General features: G+C 41.2%; 14 protein-coding genes and 1 pseudogene. 6 read left to right on the top strand and 9 right to left on the bottom strand.

Features of this window, described 5'->3' with window-relative positions; all coding sequences use genetic code 11:
* The first annotated feature begins 147 nt into the window (after positions 1–147).
* Genes FMM05_RS07205 through rluF form a run of 3 tightly spaced genes read left to right on the top strand, consistent with a single transcriptional unit; the run spans position 148 to position 2,670 of the window.
* Entirely contained in the window at positions 148–927 is a 780-nt protein-coding gene (locus tag FMM05_RS07205) for a zinc ribbon domain-containing protein (protein ID WP_143372677.1), read from the top strand.
* 41 nt (positions 928–968) lie between these two features.
* The gene (locus FMM05_RS07200; RefSeq protein ID WP_143372676.1) at positions 969–1,820 is read left to right on the top strand and encodes an alpha/beta fold hydrolase; all 852 of its coding nucleotides are present in this window, start codon (positions 969–971) and stop codon (positions 1,818–1,820) included.
* A gap of 13 nt (positions 1,821–1,833) precedes the next feature.
* Positions 1,834–2,670, top strand: coding sequence for a 23S rRNA pseudouridine(2604) synthase RluF (gene rluF, locus FMM05_RS07195; RefSeq protein WP_235894374.1), 837 nt, complete (start codon positions 1,834–1,836; stop codon positions 2,668–2,670).
* Positions 2,671–3,096: 426 nt separating this feature from the next.
* On the opposite strand, the gene gap is transcribed toward rluF, so the two are convergent.
* From gap to recF, 9 genes are all read right to left on the bottom strand, one after another.
* The gene (gene gap / locus FMM05_RS07190; RefSeq protein WP_143372675.1) at positions 3,097–4,092 is read right to left on the bottom strand and encodes a type I glyceraldehyde-3-phosphate dehydrogenase; all 996 of its coding nucleotides are present in this window, start codon (positions 4,090–4,092) and stop codon (positions 3,097–3,099) included.
* A 2-nt stretch (positions 4,093–4,094) separates the two neighbouring features.
* A complete protein-coding gene (locus tag FMM05_RS07185) occupies positions 4,095–4,823 on the bottom strand; it encodes a DUF1796 family putative cysteine peptidase (protein WP_143372674.1) in 729 nt (242 codons plus the stop codon).
* A 12-nt stretch (positions 4,824–4,835) separates the two neighbouring features.
* Positions 4,836–5,726 (bottom strand): lipoyl synthase, encoded by an 891-nt coding sequence (lipA, locus tag FMM05_RS07180; RefSeq protein ID WP_143372673.1) that lies wholly within the window; start codon positions 5,724–5,726, stop codon positions 4,836–4,838.
* Between the two features lie 151 nt (positions 5,727–5,877).
* Entirely contained in the window at positions 5,878–6,711 is an 834-nt protein-coding gene (locus FMM05_RS07175; protein WP_143372672.1) for an energy transducer TonB, read from the bottom strand.
* 212 nt (positions 6,712–6,923) lie between these two features.
* On the bottom strand, positions 6,924–7,487 hold the full coding sequence (locus FMM05_RS07170; RefSeq protein WP_185965527.1) for an RNA polymerase sigma factor: 564 nt from the start codon (positions 7,485–7,487) through the stop codon (positions 6,924–6,926).
* Positions 7,478–8,584 carry a glycosyltransferase gene (locus tag FMM05_RS07165; RefSeq protein WP_143372671.1) on the bottom strand — a complete coding sequence of 369 codons (1,107 nt, stop codon included), beginning with the start codon at positions 8,582–8,584 and terminating at the stop codon, positions 7,478–7,480. The genes FMM05_RS07170 and FMM05_RS07165 overlap by 10 nt, the downstream gene beginning before the upstream one ends.
* Positions 8,585–8,683: 99 nt before the next feature.
* Entirely contained in the window at positions 8,684–9,700 is a 1,017-nt protein-coding gene (murB, locus tag FMM05_RS07160) for a UDP-N-acetylmuramate dehydrogenase (protein ID WP_143372670.1), read from the bottom strand.
* A gap of 46 nt (positions 9,701–9,746) precedes the next feature.
* Positions 9,747–10,418 (bottom strand): DUF2461 domain-containing protein, encoded by a 672-nt coding sequence (locus tag FMM05_RS07155; RefSeq protein WP_143372669.1) that lies wholly within the window; start codon positions 10,416–10,418, stop codon positions 9,747–9,749.
* A gap of 84 nt (positions 10,419–10,502) precedes the next feature.
* A complete protein-coding gene (recF, locus tag FMM05_RS07150) occupies positions 10,503–11,582 on the bottom strand; it encodes a DNA replication/repair protein RecF (protein ID WP_143372668.1) in 1,080 nt (359 codons plus the stop codon).
* A gap of 141 nt (positions 11,583–11,723) precedes the next feature.
* Here recF and FMM05_RS07145 point away from each other — a divergent pair, with 141 nt between their 5' ends.
* From FMM05_RS07145 to FMM05_RS07135, 3 genes and pseudogenes are all read left to right on the top strand, one after another.
* Positions 11,724–12,518 (top strand): tetratricopeptide repeat protein, encoded by a 795-nt coding sequence (locus FMM05_RS07145; protein ID WP_143372667.1) that lies wholly within the window; start codon positions 11,724–11,726, stop codon positions 12,516–12,518.
* Complete coding sequence (ribH, locus tag FMM05_RS07140; protein ID WP_143372666.1) at positions 12,518–13,003, top strand: 6,7-dimethyl-8-ribityllumazine synthase; 486 nt, start codon at positions 12,518–12,520, stop codon at positions 13,001–13,003. Before FMM05_RS07145 ends, ribH begins: the two co-directional genes overlap by 1 nt.
* 450 nt (positions 13,004–13,453) lie before the next feature.
* A pseudogene (locus FMM05_RS07135) lies at positions 13,454–17,359 on the top strand (hypothetical protein); the annotation flags it as partial.

Here is a 17,359-nt window from a genome sequence, read left to right as displayed (position 1 = left end):
TTGTAAGAGTAAGTAACAAGGTTACATATTGAAAAATAAGGGCATTAGCACAAAAAAATATTTAGTTGATTTTCATAAGGAAAAAATCCCTAATTTTGCAATCATTTTACAGGAAGATAATACAAATCCAGTTAAGTACATATAAATATGGCGAATATCAAGGAACTAAGTGTTGAGGACAAATTAAGGGCACTTTATGATTTACAGTTAATTGATTCAAGAATTGATGAGATCAGGAACGTGAGAGGTGAACTTCCGCTTGAGGTTGAAGACCTTGAAGATGAAGTAGCGGGACTGAGCACAAGGCTTGATAAACTAAAAAGCGACCTTGAGTCTATAGAAGAGCAGATTAAAGATAAAAAAGCTGCTATTGAAGACCATAAAGCTGCCATAAAAAAATATACTGAACAGCAAAAAAATGTGCGCAATAACCGTGAGTTCAACTCCCTTACTAAAGAGGTTGAATTTCAGGAGCTTGAAATACAGCTTGCGGAAAAGCACATTAAAGAAATGAGGGCTTCGATAGACTTTAAAAAAGATACTATTGCTCAAAGCCAGGAAAAACTTGATGCTAAGAGCAACCACCTTGGCCACAAAAAATCTGAGCTTGATGCTATAATGCAGGAAACGGAGAAAGAAGAAAACTTTCTTGCAGAAAAATCGGCCGAATACCAGGCGCAAATAGAGGAAAGGCTTCTTGCTGCTTATAACAGGATAAGGACCAGCGTTCGTAACGGGCTAGCTGTGGTTTCTATAGAAAGGGGCGCATCTGCAGGTTCTTTCTTTACAATACCGCCGCAAACCCAGATGGAAATTGCTGCCCGTAAAAAAATCATTACCGATGAGCACAGCGGAAGGATTCTTGTAGACAGTTCGCTTGCGGAAGAGGAAAGAGAAAAAATGGAGCAATTATTTGCAAAAATATAATACTTTAAGCCCCGCACCCGCGGGGCTTTTTAATAATAGCCATGCAGAGACTGCTCACTTTTGTCCTTGCCAAACTTATAGGACTATACATTAACATACTTAGTTACCTTGCGCCGCAAAAAGCCACCAGGCTTGCCTACAAATTTTTTAGCGAGCCCAGGGATGGAAGGCTTTTAAAAGATAGTTTGCCATCGGTACTTAGGGAGGCCGAGGCTAAAATGGTTACCCATAACGATTTTATCTTTCAAACCTACACATGGAAAGGTACAAACGATTGCAAAGTACTCCTTGTACATGGGTGGGAAAGTAACGCATCGCGTTGGAAATTGTTTATTACCTACCTTAAAAAAGCGGGATGCACTATTATAGCTCTGGATGCCCCTGCACATGGGTTGTCATCAGGGACTGAATTTAATATTCCGCAGTATGCAGAATTTATAGATGTGCTGGTAAGGCAACAAAAGCCACAATACATGGTGGGGCATTCACTTGGTGGTGCTACAGCATTATATTACCAGTCGCATTATCCTGATAATAGTATCGAAAAAATGGTGATTATGGGTGCCCCTTGCGATTTTAATTCAATCCTTAATAATTACATTGGCCTGCTAAGCCTTAATGGCAATGTATTTAAGTTGCTCAACAAGCATTTTCTGGAAAATCTTAAGATTAAGACTGACGAGTTCTCGGGTAGTTTGTTTGCATCTAAAATTAAGATTAAAGGGTTAATTGCCCATGACGTTAATGATAAAACGGTAGCCTTTAAAGAGGGTAAAAAGATTGCCGCTGCCTGGCCCACTGCCGATTTTGTGCAAACTAAAGGGCTTGGCCACAGTATGCATGATGATAAACTTTACACCAGGATCTATTCGTTTTTGTTTGACGGGAAATAAGTAACTTTGCAATATGGAAGAAGAGTTAAAACGCCTTAATAAATTTATATCTGAAACGGGTTACTGCTCGCGCAGGGAAGCCGACCGCCTTATTGAGGAGGGTCGAGTTACCCTAAACGGTATAGTGCCGGAGATGGGAACTAAAGTTACCCCTGCCGATGAAGTGCGTATTGATGGCAAACTTATAACCGAAAAAAAAGGCAGGCATACCTATCTCGCCTTCAACAAACCGGTGGGTATTGAGTGCACCACTAATTTGGAGGTGCACAATAATATTGTTGACTATATAAATTACCCTAAGCGCATCTTCCCTATAGGCAGGCTTGATAAAGCCAGTGAAGGCCTTATTTTTATGACCGATGATGGTGATATTGTAAATAAGATACTCCGCGCCCGCAACAACCACGAAAAAGAATATATTGTTACTGTTAACCGTCCTATAACCGATAGGTTTATTGAGCGTATGAGCAATGGCGTACCTATTTTAGACACAGTTACCCGAAAATGCCATGTAGAGCAGGTAAGTAAATATATCTTTAAAATAATACTTACCCAAGGGCTTAACCGCCAGATAAGGCGCATGTGCGAATATTTAGGATATGATGTTACCGCGCTTAAGCGTACCCGTATTATAAATATTTCGCTTGATGTTCCGGTTGGCCGCTACCGCGAGCTTACCCCGGCCGAGATACAGGAACTTAATACCTTAATTGAGCCTTCAAGTAAAACCGAAGAGGCCAGCTTGCCCAAACCTGAAGTTAAAAATAGCGACAGGGTTATAAGGCCGGGAAATCCCGCAAGCCGCCCGGGCAATGCCGGCAGCAGGAATAATTTTAGGAGAAGTGATTAGATAGTAGGGAGTCGCAGTTTTCAGTAGTGAGACAATCATATCTTACGCTGTTGAATAGGCATGGTGTGTCATTCTGAGCGAAGTGCAACGAAGTCGAAGAATCTCTTAAAAAATGTTTTATTAAATTGAGATTTCTCCCTACGGTCGAAATGGAATAACGTTTGTTTCATGGCTAAGCCGAACCACTACGTTAGGTTTCCGAATGTGGCGCAGCGGAATTGAGGAATCTTCATAGAAAATAATATTGTAGATTTTCCCTTCTTCTCGTACTGTCACTGCGAGGGAGGTACGACCGTGGCAGTCTCATTATTTAAACGAGTAATAGATAAGGCAGAAAGCTCGCTACGCTCGCAATAACTATGTGTGAAAATAGCAAATAACTTTGCGGAACTTTGTGCCTTCTTTGTGAAACTTTGCGAAATAAACCTATCGCTCCATATACAAAACCAGGTCGATTATTCTTGATGAATAGCCAATCTCGTTATCATACCATCCTACTACTTTTACCATTTTATCTATAACCGATGTTAGCTGTGCGTCAAACAGGCACGAGTTGCGGTTTCCTATCACGTCTACGCTCACAATAGGGTCTTCGGTATAGGCAAGTATGCCTTTTAAATAACCATCGGCAGCGGCCCTAAAAGCGGCGTTAATTTCTTCTATGCTAACTTCGCGTTTAACGTAGCAGGTAATATCGGTCAGCGAGCCATCGGGCACGGGTACACGAATACCACCGCCACCTATTTTGCCAATAAACTCAGGAAAAATACGCGTTAGCGCTTTTGCAGCACCAGTTGTAGTAGGCACAATAGACTGCGATGCAGCACGTGCCCTGCGCAGGTCTTTATGCGGCTGGTCGTGCAGGCTTTGGTCGGTAGTATAGGAGTGCACCGTTGTAATATAGGCTTGTTCTATACCGCACAGCTCGTTAATGATCTTCATCATTGGCGCAGCATTGTTGGTGGTACAGCTGGCATTGGAGATAATAGTTTCAGACCCATCTAAAATATGTTCATTAACCCCTAAAACAACGGTTTTAATGCGGTCGTCTTCGGGCGGGGCAGATAAAATAACCTTTTTAGCGCCTGAGTTAATATGCTGCTGTGCATCATCAAGCGTTTTAAAGCGCCCTGTAGACTCTACAACAATATCAATGTTATGGGCAGCCCAGTTTATATCAGCTACATCTTTTTTGCAAATATAGGGGTAAGAAATTTCATCTATAATGATAGCATCATCAGTATGAGACACATCATAAGGCAAAACGCCGTGTATGCTGTCGTATTTTATAAGATGTGCCATAGTGCGGGCATCGGCAATATCATTTATAGCAGCTACCTCTATAGCAGGGTGGTTGAGCAGGAGCCTGAAAAGGTTCCGTCCTATGCGGCCAAAACCATTTATAGCAATTTTTATCTTCATTTTTATTTGATGTATATTTTAGGGAATTTTTTTTGCAGCTTAATCCCAAGCGATGCAAGTATCTGCGGATATTTATTGGGGTTGCCCCAGATGCCATAATGGCTAAAACTGCGGCAGTACTGGGTAATAGTGACTTTAGGTAATTTTAAAAGCTGTGTTGTAAAGGTGTTGGTTAAAACAGCGTTTTCATTCAGATTTTCGTCATACCTAATATAAATGCAAATCCTGTCGTTGCTTTTAATAGCAGCAGCTAAATCTGTTACCGATTGATGAAAGTAATCAACATCCTGTTGACTCTGTATTTCTGAAGCTGGTATATTTAAAAGTAAATCTACAGGTTCGTTTGCCAAAACTTCTAAAAAGCGCTTTTGACGACGGACAAATTTTTGTTGTGTTTTAGGATTAGTGTCCAGGTCTTTTTCGTGAATGAATTCTGCAAAAGGATAGGTGGCAGAAACAATATTGCCTGCATCATTTGGTGCTAAATTTTCAAGAAAAAAGATAAAATTGGTATTTATGTTTTCCAACACATAGCTTATGGTTTTTACAGGTGTAATATTAAGCCAGTCGAACGGAAAACTATGTTGCCTTATGTGTAGTTTTTGAAGGCAATAAGCAGGGTGGCAATCACAGCCTATAGGTAATATAAGCCGTGATGCGTTATACTGCTTATCAATATATAAAAACTTTTTAATCCCTGTTTTTGGGATGTACAGCAACGGTATCCTCATTGCAGGGTGCTATTATAAAATATGCTTTTGTGCCTTGTAAGATGAACGTACCAATGCACCGCTTTCTACGTGCCTAAAGCCCATTTCCAGGCCTATGGTCTCGTATTTTTTAAACTGGTCCGGAGTTATAAACTCTTTTACAGGCAGGTGTTTTTTACTTGGTTGTAAATACTGGCCAATGGTAAGCACATCCAGCTTAACATTGCGCAGGTCTTCCATAGTTTGCAATACTTCGGCTTCGGTTTCGCCAAGGCCAAGCATAAGTCCGGTTTTTGTACGGTTAATACCCGATTGTTTAAGGTAGTTAAGCACCTCTAAACTACGCTCGTATTTAGCCTGTATGCGTACTTCGCGGGTTAGCCTTTTAACAGTTTCCATATTGTGTGATACCACTTCCGGGGCAACAGCTACAATACGGTCAAGGTGGCGTTCTATTCCCTGAAAATCCGGTATCAGGGTTTCAAGTGTGGTAGTAGGGTTCATCCTGCGGATTGCCTTAACGGTCTCTGCCCAAATGATTGAGCCCATATCTTTAAGGTCGTCACGGTCTACACTGGTAACAACGGCATGCTTAATATTCATTATTTTAATAGAGCGCGCCACTTTTTCCGGCTCATCCCAGTCAACCGTTTCCGGCCTTCCGGTCTTAACGCCGCAAAAGCCGCAAGAGCGGGTGCAGGTGTTGCCCAGTATCATAAAAGTAGCGGTACCCTCGCCCCAGCATTCGCCCATGTTTGGGCAGCTGCCCGATGTACATATGGTATTAAGCTTGTATTTATCTACAAGTCCGCGCAGTTCAGTATATTTTTGGCCGGTAGGTAGTTTAACCCTAAGCCATTTTGGTTTTTGAGTAAGCAGGCCGTTAGCAGCAACAGGCCTTAATGTATCTAATACAGTTTCCATAGAGTAAAAACTTTAGAGTGCAAAGATAAGGTTTATTTTGCATACAAGGCTAAAACGTATGGTTTCCAAAAATGGTATATTAAGATACTTTTTGTTATTTATTACAGAAACTGATTTAAACGAAAACGGCTCCATGTGGAGCCGCAGTTATCTATTTTAAATTTACCGTAATGGGCAGGTTGTAGGCTGTTCTTACCGTAACACCCTTTTTCTTACCGGGCTCCCATTTGGTTTTAATAGAGTTTAATACCCTTAGTGCTTCTTTACCCATACAGTTGCAGGGGTCGCGCAGTACTTTAAGGTTGGTCATGCTGCCGTCTTTCTCTACTACAAACGATACGTATACTTTTAATGTTGTTTCGCTGTCGTTCTCAGGCGTGCGGAACCTTTTTCCAACTTCGGAGTAAAAGCGTTCTAAGCCTCCGGGAAATTGTGGCATTACATCAACAACATTTTCAATTATTTCCGGGCCACTAACCGTTCCGGTAGTATTTGTACCAGTGCCGCCGGGTACTGTGCCGCTCGGGCCAATATTAACCGTACCGCTGCCATTACCGGCAGTTGTGGTTGCGGCCGGTGGGGCAGTGTTTAACTCCTCGGTAGTAGTTGTAAATTCTACAGGCTCACTGGTGGCTACAATAGGTTTCAACTCTGTAGTAGGGGTAATACTGGGCGGTGCAGCTGCCGCAGGCGCTGTTTCCGGCATAGGTGGCTCAGGTTCTTCTACAGGAGGTTTAAAGTCATCTAATGTTACAATAACCCCGGGATCATTAGGTGTTACAGATGCTACATCCTGTTTTGGTATAAAATAATTAATAGCTGTAGGAACGGCTACGAGGCATACCATAAGCCCTATGCCAGAAAAAAGGGCAATAAGCGTTGTTTTAGAGTCCTGGCGGCGCAATTGATAGGCACCGTACTCCTGATTACGACCTTCGAATACTAAGTCAATCCATGCGTGGTTGAATACACTTACTTTTGACATAATTGTTGGTGATTTTTGGTTTGTACTAAGATTATATCACTACAACGATTTAGAAGGCGCGCATAGTATGAAAAGAACAATAAATTTTCTTTAAAATTTATTGTTCTAAAAGCTGAAATTCAGAAGTATAAAGATGATTTTTATTTAATCTGAAGCAGATTTAGTGTTTTACTTCAATAAAAGTAAAAATCGGTGATAATTAAGCCTTAATATTACTTTTTAGTGATGATTTCAAGCAGTAGTTTTTTTGCCCTGAGCAGTTTAACCTTTACGTTATTTAAAGGTTCACCCAACTGATTGGCAATTTCCTGGTAACTCAACTCCTGAAAATACCGCAATTGTATTACTTCCTGGTACTGTGGTTTAAGGTGCTTAATGCATTCTAACAGGCGCGAAAGATTTTGCTCCTTGATAAGGTTATCTTCGGCAGAAGGGGAGCTGTCGGCTACGTTGTAGGCGCGGCTGTCTTCTTCATCGGTTATTTCTATAAATAAAGAGGAGCGTTTTTTACGCAACAGGTCTATGTGTACATTTTTAGCAATAGCTATAAGCCAGGTGTTAAAGGCATAATCAGGATTATAGGTTGCTATCCTGTCAAACGCTTTGCTAAAGGTTTCTATAACAATATCTTCGGTGTCGGTTTCGTTTTGGGTGCGCTTAAGCATGAAGCCGTAAACCTCATTCCAAAAAAAATCTAATAAAAAAGTAAAGGCAACCTGGTCGCCCATTTTTGCCTTTTCAATGTTTTTTTGTATGAGTTGAGAGTTTATTTCCAATGCGCTTGCTTTGAGAACAAATTGGTACAGTTTACATATAGCTGTGTGAAGATAAGAATAATTTCTATAACAGGGTACCAGTAAACCGCATCTTTTTCCTGAAGCCTTTTAGCGCTTTGCGCCATGGTTACCCAGCTTATTATATAACGCAATACAATTACAGGCACGAGGAACATCCAGTTAAACTGTAATGCTGCCAAAACTATAGCTAATACAATAAAGCTTAATTGCGATACGTAAAAGGCTTTTATCTGTAACTGGTCGAACGAGCGGAAGAAGCTTGCCGTATAGGTTTTCTTCCTTTTTTCTTTTATCCAGCCTTTAAACGATTTTTTACTCTCGCGATAGGTAAAGCTCTCCGGAGTATAGCAAATGGCTGTATTTTTTGGGGTAGCTACCTCATTAATAAATAAAGAGTCTTCGCCCATATGCATTTTCATGTGGTTGATGTAGCCGTTTACTTTAAAGAACTCTTCCTTTTTATAGGCAAGGTTGCGGCCATTACCATTAAAAGGCCTGCCGGCTTTTGCCCATGCAAAATATTGTGTGGCATTTAGCACACCATCATACCGTATGATCTTATTAAGGAACGAGTTTTTCTTTTTCTCATAAGCTGCATAGCCAAGAATGATGGTTTTGCTCATGGTAAACTGCGATGCCATGTGGGCTATCCATTCGGGTGAATTAGGTACACAGTTAGCATCTATAAACAACAAGTATTCTTTTTTTGCGGCTTTAATACCAAGGGTAAGCGCATATTTTTTGTTGCCCCAAAAAGCTTCGTTATTCTCAACTTTTACAAGGCGTATGTTAAGGTATTGCTGTTCAAACTCCTCAAAAACATCAAGTGTATCGTCGCTGGATGCGTTGTCTATGAGTACCAGCTCAAAATCAGGATAATTTTGTGCAGCAAGCAATGGTATAAGTCGCTTTACGTTCTCAGAATCGTTTTTAGCGCAAACAATTACCGATACCGGCAGCTTTTTAGTGGTGATGTCCTGCGGTTTGGCAAAGGCAAATTTTCCGTAAATTACCAGATAATAAACCATTTGCAAAACTACAACAGCAACAAAAACGTAAAAAATAATGTTAAGCATATAGGCTCTTAATTTTTGCGCAAAATTAGTTAAAACTGTTCAGTCTTTAGTAATCGGTATACAGTTTTTTAGAAACTTAATTTAAAAGATAACTAACCACTATATTACGTTAACCTCGGCTTCAATTTTAATCCCGAATGTTTCGTAAACAGTTTCCTGAATATTTTTAGAAAGCTCCAGCAAATCCTGACCGGTTGCATTGCCATAATTTACCAATACCAATGCCTGTTTTTCATGAACACCGGCATCGCCAAAACGCTTGCCTTTAAAGCCGCACTGCTCTATTAGCCAGCCTGCGGGGACTTTAATGTGCGTGTCATCTACAGTATAATGCGGCATTTGCGGATGCTGAAGATATGCCTTTTCAAACTCCTCAGTAGTAATAATAGGATTTTTAAAGAAACTACCACTGTTGCCTAATACATTGGGGTCGGGCAGTTTACTTTGGCGGATGGCTGTTATAGCATCGCCAACCTCCTTAATGGTAGGGGGCAGGGTAACATTTTGTTTAGTAAGTTCTGCGGCGATATCGCCGTAGGATGTGTTAATTACATGGTTTGCCTTGGTGAGCCCAAAAGTAACCGATGTAATAATGTATTGATCTTTTAGTCTGCCTTTAAAAATGCTTTCGCGGTAGCCAAACTCACAGTCACTTGTAGTAAACGTTGTTATTTGTCCGGTTGTAATTTCCATAGCCTCGCAGCTAATCATTACATCTTTAATTTCAGTACCGTAGGCGCCAATATTTTGTATGGGTGTGGTGCCAACATTACCGGGAATAAGCGACAGGTTTTCTATCCCGCCAAAATTATGCTCAATACAATATTGCACAAATTCATGCCAGTTTTCGCCGGCCATTGCCTTAATGTGTACTTTCTCGTCATTCTGCCAAACTGCATCTATACCTTTAAGCCCAACCTGAATAACAAGTGCATCTACGTCCTGCGTTAGGAGCATATTGCTGCCGCCGCCTAATATAAACAGCTTTTTACCCTGATTTTCTCTTAAAACTTCGGCAAGTTCATTTGTTGAGGTAACAGAAATAAACTCCTTAGCAAAAGCATTCATGCCAAAGGTGTTATGTTTTTTTAGCGGGTATTGCGTAAGGATCTCCATAAAAAGGACAAAGTTGATTTGTTGGTGCAAAAATAAGCTATTAAGCTTATTCGGTAGTGAGTGCGCGGTTTAAAAATTCTATCAGCGGTTTTAAAACAATAAGCTTTTTTGAGGTATCCTTCACGAAGTTTTTACTCAATAGCTCTTTCTGTGAAATTTTTGCGGTAGCTAAAAATGTCTTGAACTTTAGTAACTCAATGGCAGGGTGCGTTTTGTCAAAATCCTTTGGTGCCGATTTTAATACCATACCTTCATCAGTATCAAGGCTGCCGTAAACCTTTTTAAATTCGGGGTCGGCCAGTATGGCTTCAAGTTCTTCATAAAAACCATCAATTTCACGGCGCACTTTCTTAAGTTCAGAAGCTTCGGGCATATATAAGCCACCGCCCGCAAAGGCAGCGCCGTTTTCAATATGCACATAATAACCGGCAAGGTTGGTGTTCTTTTTGCCTTCGCACATCCATATACCCATGTGGGTTTTATAAGGTGTCTTGTCTTTACTAAAACGTATATCGCGGTTGATGCGGTATGAGCAATCTTTAAATTCAAGCTGCTCCAGGGTGTCATCCAGCGGTTTCATTTCATTAAGAAATTCATCAACGGTATCCCTGTAATCTTTTTTGTAGTCGTTATAACAGTCCTGGTTGCCCTGAAACCAGTCGCGGTTGTTGTTATTCCTTAGGTCTTCAATAAACTGAAGTGTAGTGGTTGTTATCATAGTTTAAAGATAATTATGAATTATGAATTACAAATTACAAATTACAAATTACCGAATCAATAAATTATCAAATTAACAAGCCGGTTACATATTAAAAATCCTGTAACTCTGGTGGGTGGCTTTGATAATTGCTTCGGTACGTTCCGGGTGGGTGTCGCTTATAAATATCTGCCCAAAAACCTTATCGTCTATCATTTGTACAATTTTAGATACCCGTGTTTCATCCAGTTTATCAAAAACATCGTCAAATAACAGGATAGGGAGCACCCCGCTCTGTTTTTTTATAAACTCAAACTGGGCAAGCTTAAGCGCTATTAAGAACGACTTTTGCTGTCCCTGTGACCCGAATTTCTTTATCGGATGTCCATCTATCTCAAATAGCAGGTCGTCTTTATGTATGCCCACGCTGGTATATTGCAGCACACGGTCGCGTTGCAGGTTCTCATCTAACAATGTAGCCAGCGATTTATTATGCAGGTGGCTATCGTAAACCAGGCTCACATCCTCAGCCGAGTCTGTAATTGTTTGGTGGTGCTTATTAAAAATAGGCACAAAACTGTTTAAAAAATCACGACGCTTTTCAAATATATGCTGTGCCATACTGTTTAGCTGCTCATTGTATATTAATAGTGTATCGCGATCAAATGTATGGTTCAGGGCGAAGTATTTTAAAAGGGCATTGCGCTGCGCAACTACTTTTTGATAGTTGATAAGTTCCTGAAGATAAGCCGGGTCGAGCTGCGATATAACGGTATCTAAAAATTTTCGGCGGGTTTCGCTGCCTTCAACTATAAGGTCGTTGTCAGAAGGGGATATGATAACAAGGGATATAAAACCAATATGCTCAGAGAATTTATCGTAGGCCTTGGCATTGCGTTTAAGTACTTTTTTAAGACCTTTTTTAAAGCTGCATACCACTTGCTCAGTGCGGTTGTCTTTTTCAAAAGTACCGTCTATCACAAAAAATTCTTCGCCGTGTTTGATGTTTTGCAATGCAAGAGGGTTGAAATAACTCTTGCCGTACGCCAAATGATAGATGGCATCGAGCACATTTGTCTTGCCAATTCCGTTTTTTCCTACAAAACAATTAATCTTAGGGTCAAATTCGTAATTGGCCTCTGCAATATTTTTGTAATTAATGAGCGATAAATTCTTTAAGTGCATTTTTAATGGCCCTGAATATGAAAACCTTCTACAAATAAAGGTGTATTTTTAACGAAGCTGCAAATTATTGAAAAATAACGACAAAAAGATATTTTATTATTCAATAAAAATTTTATTTTTGCGCTCACTAAAATAAATTAAATGGCAACATATAATAAAAGAGGATACAAAGCTCCTAAACCGGAAGAACCAAAAGATGTACTACCTGCAGAACCTATTGAGGATACTTTTGACGGGAACAGTACAACAGCAGAGGTTTTTAATTCATTAGATGAAGGTGCCTCAAGAACAGAGGAATGGGTAGCTAAAAACCAAAAGCCTATTTTTATAGTAGTTGGTGTTATTGCACTTTTAACTATTGGTTATTTATTTTACGATAAATTTCTTGTGGCTCCTAAAGAAGATGAGGCTGCTAACGAAATGTTTCAGGCAGAACAGTATCTTACACAGGCTGTTAACGCACAAACTGCAAACGACTCACTTTACAATCTTGCCCTTAACGGCGGTGAAGGTAAATATGGCTTTTTAGCTATTATAGACAAATACCCTGGTACAGATGCTGCCAACCTTGCAGAATACTGCGCGGGTACTGCTTACCTAAATACTGGTAAATACAAAGAGGCTGTACAACACCTTGAAGAGTTTAAAACTGATGATGAGGTTTTAAAAGCCTGGGCAACAGGTGCTAAAGGCGATGCTTTTGTTCAGCTTGGTACACCTGCTAACAAAGAGGAGGCTCTTAAGTTTTATGATGAGGCTGCTAAAGTTTCAGATAATGCACTTACAGCACCACGCTTTTTGTTTAAAGCAGGCCAACTTGCATTAGATCTTAACAAAAAACCTGAGGCTCTTAAATACTTTAAAGAAATTAAAGAAAAATTCAGCACCTCTCAGGAAGGTGTACTGATAGATTCTTACATTGCAATGCTTGAGTAATGGCTACAGTTAATAAAAACTTATCAGATTACGATAAAAACACAATCCCAAACGCGAAAGATTTTCGGTTTGGGATTGTTATTTCAGAGTGGAATGAGAATATAACATCGGGCCTGTATAAAGGTGCTATAGGAACTCTTCTTGAAAACCATGTGCCTGAAAACAATATAGTTAGCTGGAGTGTGCCGGGCAGTTTTGAGCTGGTATATGCAGCTAAAAAAATGATTGCTACCCAAAATGTAGATGCCGTTATAGCAATAGGCAGCGTTATACAAGGCGAGACCAAGCATTTTGACTTTGTATGCGAGGCGGTATCACAAGGTATAAAAGACCTTAATGTACTTACTGATGTACCTGTAATCTTCTGTGTGTTAACCGATAACACCATGCAGCAGGCAATAGACCGCAGTGGTGGTATTCACGGTAATAAAGGTACAGAGGCTGCTGTTGTGGCTATAAAAATGGCAGAGATAAAACACAGGTAATACTATCCTGAAATTATATACCAAGCCCTTCCGATTTTTTCGGAAGGGCTTTTTTATTTCCGAAAAACTTTCAAAATAGGGTTAATATTTCACTTTCGGACTTTGAGTTAACGTTCCTGACCCTGATAAATTACTTTTCATATTTTTTGATGGGTGTGATATGGGGAATTGCATGGTCGAATAAAATTATGTATATCCCGTGACCATAAAGTTTTGGCAGTTCGATACCAAACCGATTGCTAATATTACGTTAAAATGCTTTTTCTTTCGCTGAAAAAGGTTCTGTTGCTTTAAGTGGTTTATTATTTTATGAAAAAAAATACACATAATTTAATTTAATGCGTTATGATTGAATACATTATAAAAATGAAATCTAAAAGTAGTAAAATAGGGTACTCAGTTGTTTCATATACATAATTAGCATAATTTTAAAACCTCAATTACCTATCGATGAAAAGAATTACGTTACTGCTTATTTCGCTGTTTTTTGTTCAATATGTATCGGCAAATAAGCACATTACCCCACCGGTAAAATCTGGTAAAAAAACACTGGTAGCTCCCCCAAATGATGATTGTGCTAATGCAACAACCTTAACCGTAAATGCGGGTACAGCATGTACCGCTACTACTACGGCATCGTTTACAGCTGCAACGGCATCTACAGAGGGTAACCTTTGTACAACCATCAGCGGGCAGGATATCTGGTACCAGTTTACCGCAACAGCAACCACGCATACCATTGCCTTATCGGGCTTTACAGGTACGCCGCAGCCCACCATGCTGGTTTTATATGAGGGTAGCTGCGGAGCTTTATCCCAGTTGTATTGCAGTGCTAATAATGTAATAATAGCAAGTGGGTTAACACCCGGTACAGTATATAAGCTACGTACTTATTTTAACCTTACCAACCCCAGCCTTGCTACTTCATTTAATATATGCGTAACAACGCCACCGGCAAGCAGTAATTTAGATTGTTCTATAAATACCATCAACTATAGTTTTGAAACTCCTGCTCCTCCGGCAGGGGCGGGCTGGCCGACTTTTATAAACGATTATACGGTGCAAGGTTGGAGAACCACCAATAATGACCACATAATGGAGTTTTGGCCATCGCCATCGGCCGAAGGTGTAACAGCTTTTCAGGGCGTTCAGTTTATAGAGCTTAATGCCAATGCTAACCAGGGCACCATGGGCGTTTACCAGGATTATGCTACGCCACAGCCTACTGTGTTTACCATTAAGTTTGCTCACCGTGGCCGTGTAGGTACAGATGTTTGTAAACTATCTGCGGGGCCTCCGGGAGGCACATTAGACCAGATCATCCAGGTTTCTACATCAAACGCGGCATGGGTACACTATGGCGAAGCACCTAATGCTGCCATAACCTATACAGTTCCTGCAGGGCAAACTGTAACACGCTTTTACTTTCAGGCAGTATCTACTGCTACTGGCGATACAAGTACCGGTAACTTCTTAGATGCTATTCAGTTTACCGCTCAAAACCAGATTATTACAGATACACCATACTATATGCCTTGTGGCATGCTGTCTATAGATGTTGAGTCGGCAGGTATTGGTAGCTGGACACCACATGCCGATAATCCGGGTACGGCAACAATTTCTGACCCTACCTCTCAAAACATTACAATATCCAATTTCTCTACCCCGGGAACTTATTATTTTGATTGGGGTACAAGCAACTGTATCAGCACCATGGAGGTAGAATTTACCGGTGCCGAACCGCCAAGCCCTACGGTAACAAACGTTTCATACTGCCAGGGAACTACAGCTACTGCTCCCGTAATCCCGGTAGACGACCCAACTAATGTAGTAGAGTGGCTAACGGGCAACGGCTGGTCTGTAACACCTCCGGTTATAAATACGGCAACGCTGGGCAGTACAACCTATTTTGTAAGGCAGGTTACCGTTAACGATTGCCAGAGTGTACCGGTACAAATTATTATAACTATAGTAGAGCCAAGCCCTACGGTAACATCGTTTACATTGCCGGCTGCCGTTTGCGATATTGCACCTAATGTTACACCTACCCCTGCAACAGGCTTTACGGCGGGTGGTATATATTCGTCAACTCCGGGTCTTGACATCGATGCAGCGACCGGCGAAATTGATGTTGTAAACAGTACACCCGGCACTTATACGGTTACGTATACTGTTGCGGCTAATCCTGCAATGTGTTTACAGGCAGGCAGCAGCACAGCAAATATTACTATTGCAGGAGCTCCTGTTTTGGCTACAGCCGATGACATAGCGCTTTGTGATAATGATTTTGATGGCCTTGCCACTTTTAACCTTAACCCTGCGGGCACACAGGTTATAAACGGGCAAACCGGGTTTACGGTTACCTACCACGAATCATTGGCTGAGGCTGAAGCAGGCACAGGCGCGATCACTACTCCAAATGCTTATCCGTCTGAAGTTGTTAATACACAAACTATATACATAAGAGTAGTGCCAACAGGTACAACTACAAACTGTTATGCGATAGAAACAGTTCAGCTTGTTGTGAATCCTAAGCCGGCCACTCCTGTTATGACAAATTACGTGCTGTGTGATGATGCATCTACCACGGGTGAGGCTACCGTTTTTGATTTAACTACTAAAAATGCACAGGCTGTAGGGTCTGATGCTACTTTAGAGGTTTCGTATTACATCAGCCAGGCAGCAGCCGAAGCCGGTACGGCTCCCATTGCGGCCCCACAGGCATATACTAATACAGCTAATCCACAAATCATTTGGGTAAGGGTTCAAAATAGTTTTGATTGTTATAGTGTGGCATCGTTTAACCTTGTGGTTAATCCGCTGCCTCCGGTAAATGCAACAATTACGCCGCTACAGGTATGTGAAGATGAAAACGGCGAGGGTACTTTTACGCTTACCCAGGCCAATGCTAACGTTATTGCCAATCCTGCCAACTACACTTTTAGCTATTATACAACACAGGCTTTAGCCGAAGACGGTACCGATGCGCTTGATGCATCTTCTTATACTACCGCAACAACTACGGTTTATGTTCGTGTGGTAAACAATGCAACAGGCTGTTTAACGGTTGCACCGGTGCAGCTTAATGTAATTGAGCGTCCTGTAACTGTGGTTGCAACGCCGCTTGAGGCTTGTGATGGCCTGCCAAACAACGGCACTGCTGTGTTTGACCTTACTGTGGCCGGTGCCGAAGTTATTAATGGGCAAACAGGCTTAACGGTAACCTACCATACTACGCAACTTGCCGCCGAAAATGGTACGGGAGCTATAACATCGCCCGCCACTTATACAAGCAGCACGTCTGTCCCTGTAATTTATATAAGGGTAATACAAACCGGCACCACAACCAACTGTGCTACGGTAGAGCCCGTACAGCTAATTGTACATCCTAATCCGGAAATACCTGCAATAGCCAGTTATGTATTGTGTGATGATAATAATTCGCCCGATGGTGTTGAGGTATTTGACCTGACTACGCTTAATGATGATGTTACGTCCGACCCTAATGCTGTTGTAACTTATTATGCAAGCCAGCAGGATGCATTAGCCGGTACACCACAAATTGCTGCACCTGCTACTTTCCAAAGTGGCAATGCAACGCTTTGGGTAAGGGTAGCGTCGCAATTTGGCTGTGCAAGTGTAGCATCATTTAATTTAGTTGTCAATCCGCTGCCTGCTGTTAATACAGCTATGGAACCGTTTTATGCGTGTGAGGAAACGCCTAACGAAGGTATATTTAACCTTGACGAAATAGCTCCTGTAGTAACTAACGGTGTTTCAGGTCTTAGTGTTGCTTACTACCTTACGTTAGATGATGCACAAACAGGAAATAACCCGCTAAATAGCCCGTATTCATCACCGGATGCTACTATATATGTAAAAGTTATTAATAATGTAACAGGCTGTGCTACCGTAACCACAGCGCAGTTAGACGTATTGCCGGCACCAATTGCACCAATTGTTCCGCCAATAGAAGAATGTGATTTTAATAATGATAATGTAGCTACATTTAATGTTAACGAAGCTTTAGATTATATACTGTCGTACATGGGAGGCACCGTAGTGCTAACGGTGCATGAAACTTTAGCAGATGCAACCTTTGGTGCTAATGCTTTATCTGATGCAGAGATCGCTGCTTATGAGAATATACAGGCATATACTACCAACGGCGTGCAAACACTATATATTAATGTTGCTTCTAACCAAACAGAGTGCTTTGATATAGCCGAAGTACAACTCATCGTACACCCTGTACCGGAGGCCGTAACCCCGGCAGAGCCATACGAGCTTTGCGACAACGGCGCAAGCGACACCGACGGCACGGCGGTATTCAACCTGACCACGTACCAGGATGAG

This window comes from Flavobacterium zepuense (assembly GCF_007097145.1).
Lineage (GTDB): Bacteria > Bacteroidota > Bacteroidia > Flavobacteriales > Flavobacteriaceae > Flavobacterium > Flavobacterium zepuense.
Note: the sequence above shows the minus strand (reverse complement) of the source record. Positions and strands in the feature narration are given on the sequence as shown.

Excerpts from the sequence above, each read along its gene's own strand:
- lipA (WP_143372673.1), bottom strand. The coding sequence starts at position 5,726 with ATGGAAACTGTATTAGATACATTAAGGCCTGTTGCTGCTAACGGCCTG.
- recF (WP_143372668.1), bottom strand. The coding sequence starts at position 11,582 with ATGCACTTAAAGAATTTATCGCTCATTAATTACAAAAATATTGCAGAG.
- FMM05_RS07185 (WP_143372674.1), bottom strand. The coding sequence starts at position 4,823 with ATGAGGATACCGTTGCTGTACATCCCAAAAACAGGGATTAAAAAGTTT.
- gap (WP_143372675.1), bottom strand. The coding sequence starts at position 4,092 with ATGAAGATAAAAATTGCTATAAATGGTTTTGGCCGCATAGGACGGAAC.
- murB (WP_143372670.1), bottom strand. The coding sequence starts at position 9,700 with ATGGAGATCCTTACGCAATACCCGCTAAAAAAACATAACACCTTTGGC.
- FMM05_RS07165 (WP_143372671.1), bottom strand. The coding sequence starts at position 8,584 with ATGCTTAACATTATTTTTTACGTTTTTGTTGCTGTTGTAGTTTTGCAA.
- ribH (WP_143372666.1), top strand. The coding sequence starts at position 12,518 with ATGGCTACAGTTAATAAAAACTTATCAGATTACGATAAAAACACAATC.
- FMM05_RS07145 (WP_143372667.1), top strand. The coding sequence starts at position 11,724 with ATGGCAACATATAATAAAAGAGGATACAAAGCTCCTAAACCGGAAGAA.
- FMM05_RS07200 (WP_143372676.1), top strand. The coding sequence starts at position 969 with ATGCAGAGACTGCTCACTTTTGTCCTTGCCAAACTTATAGGACTATAC.
- FMM05_RS07205 (WP_143372677.1), top strand. The coding sequence starts at position 148 with ATGGCGAATATCAAGGAACTAAGTGTTGAGGACAAATTAAGGGCACTT.
- FMM05_RS07155 (WP_143372669.1), bottom strand. The coding sequence starts at position 10,418 with ATGATAACAACCACTACACTTCAGTTTATTGAAGACCTAAGGAATAAC.
- FMM05_RS07175 (WP_143372672.1), bottom strand. The coding sequence starts at position 6,711 with ATGTCAAAAGTAAGTGTATTCAACCACGCATGGATTGACTTAGTATTC.
- rluF (WP_235894374.1), top strand. The coding sequence starts at position 1,834 with ATGGAAGAAGAGTTAAAACGCCTTAATAAATTTATATCTGAAACGGGT.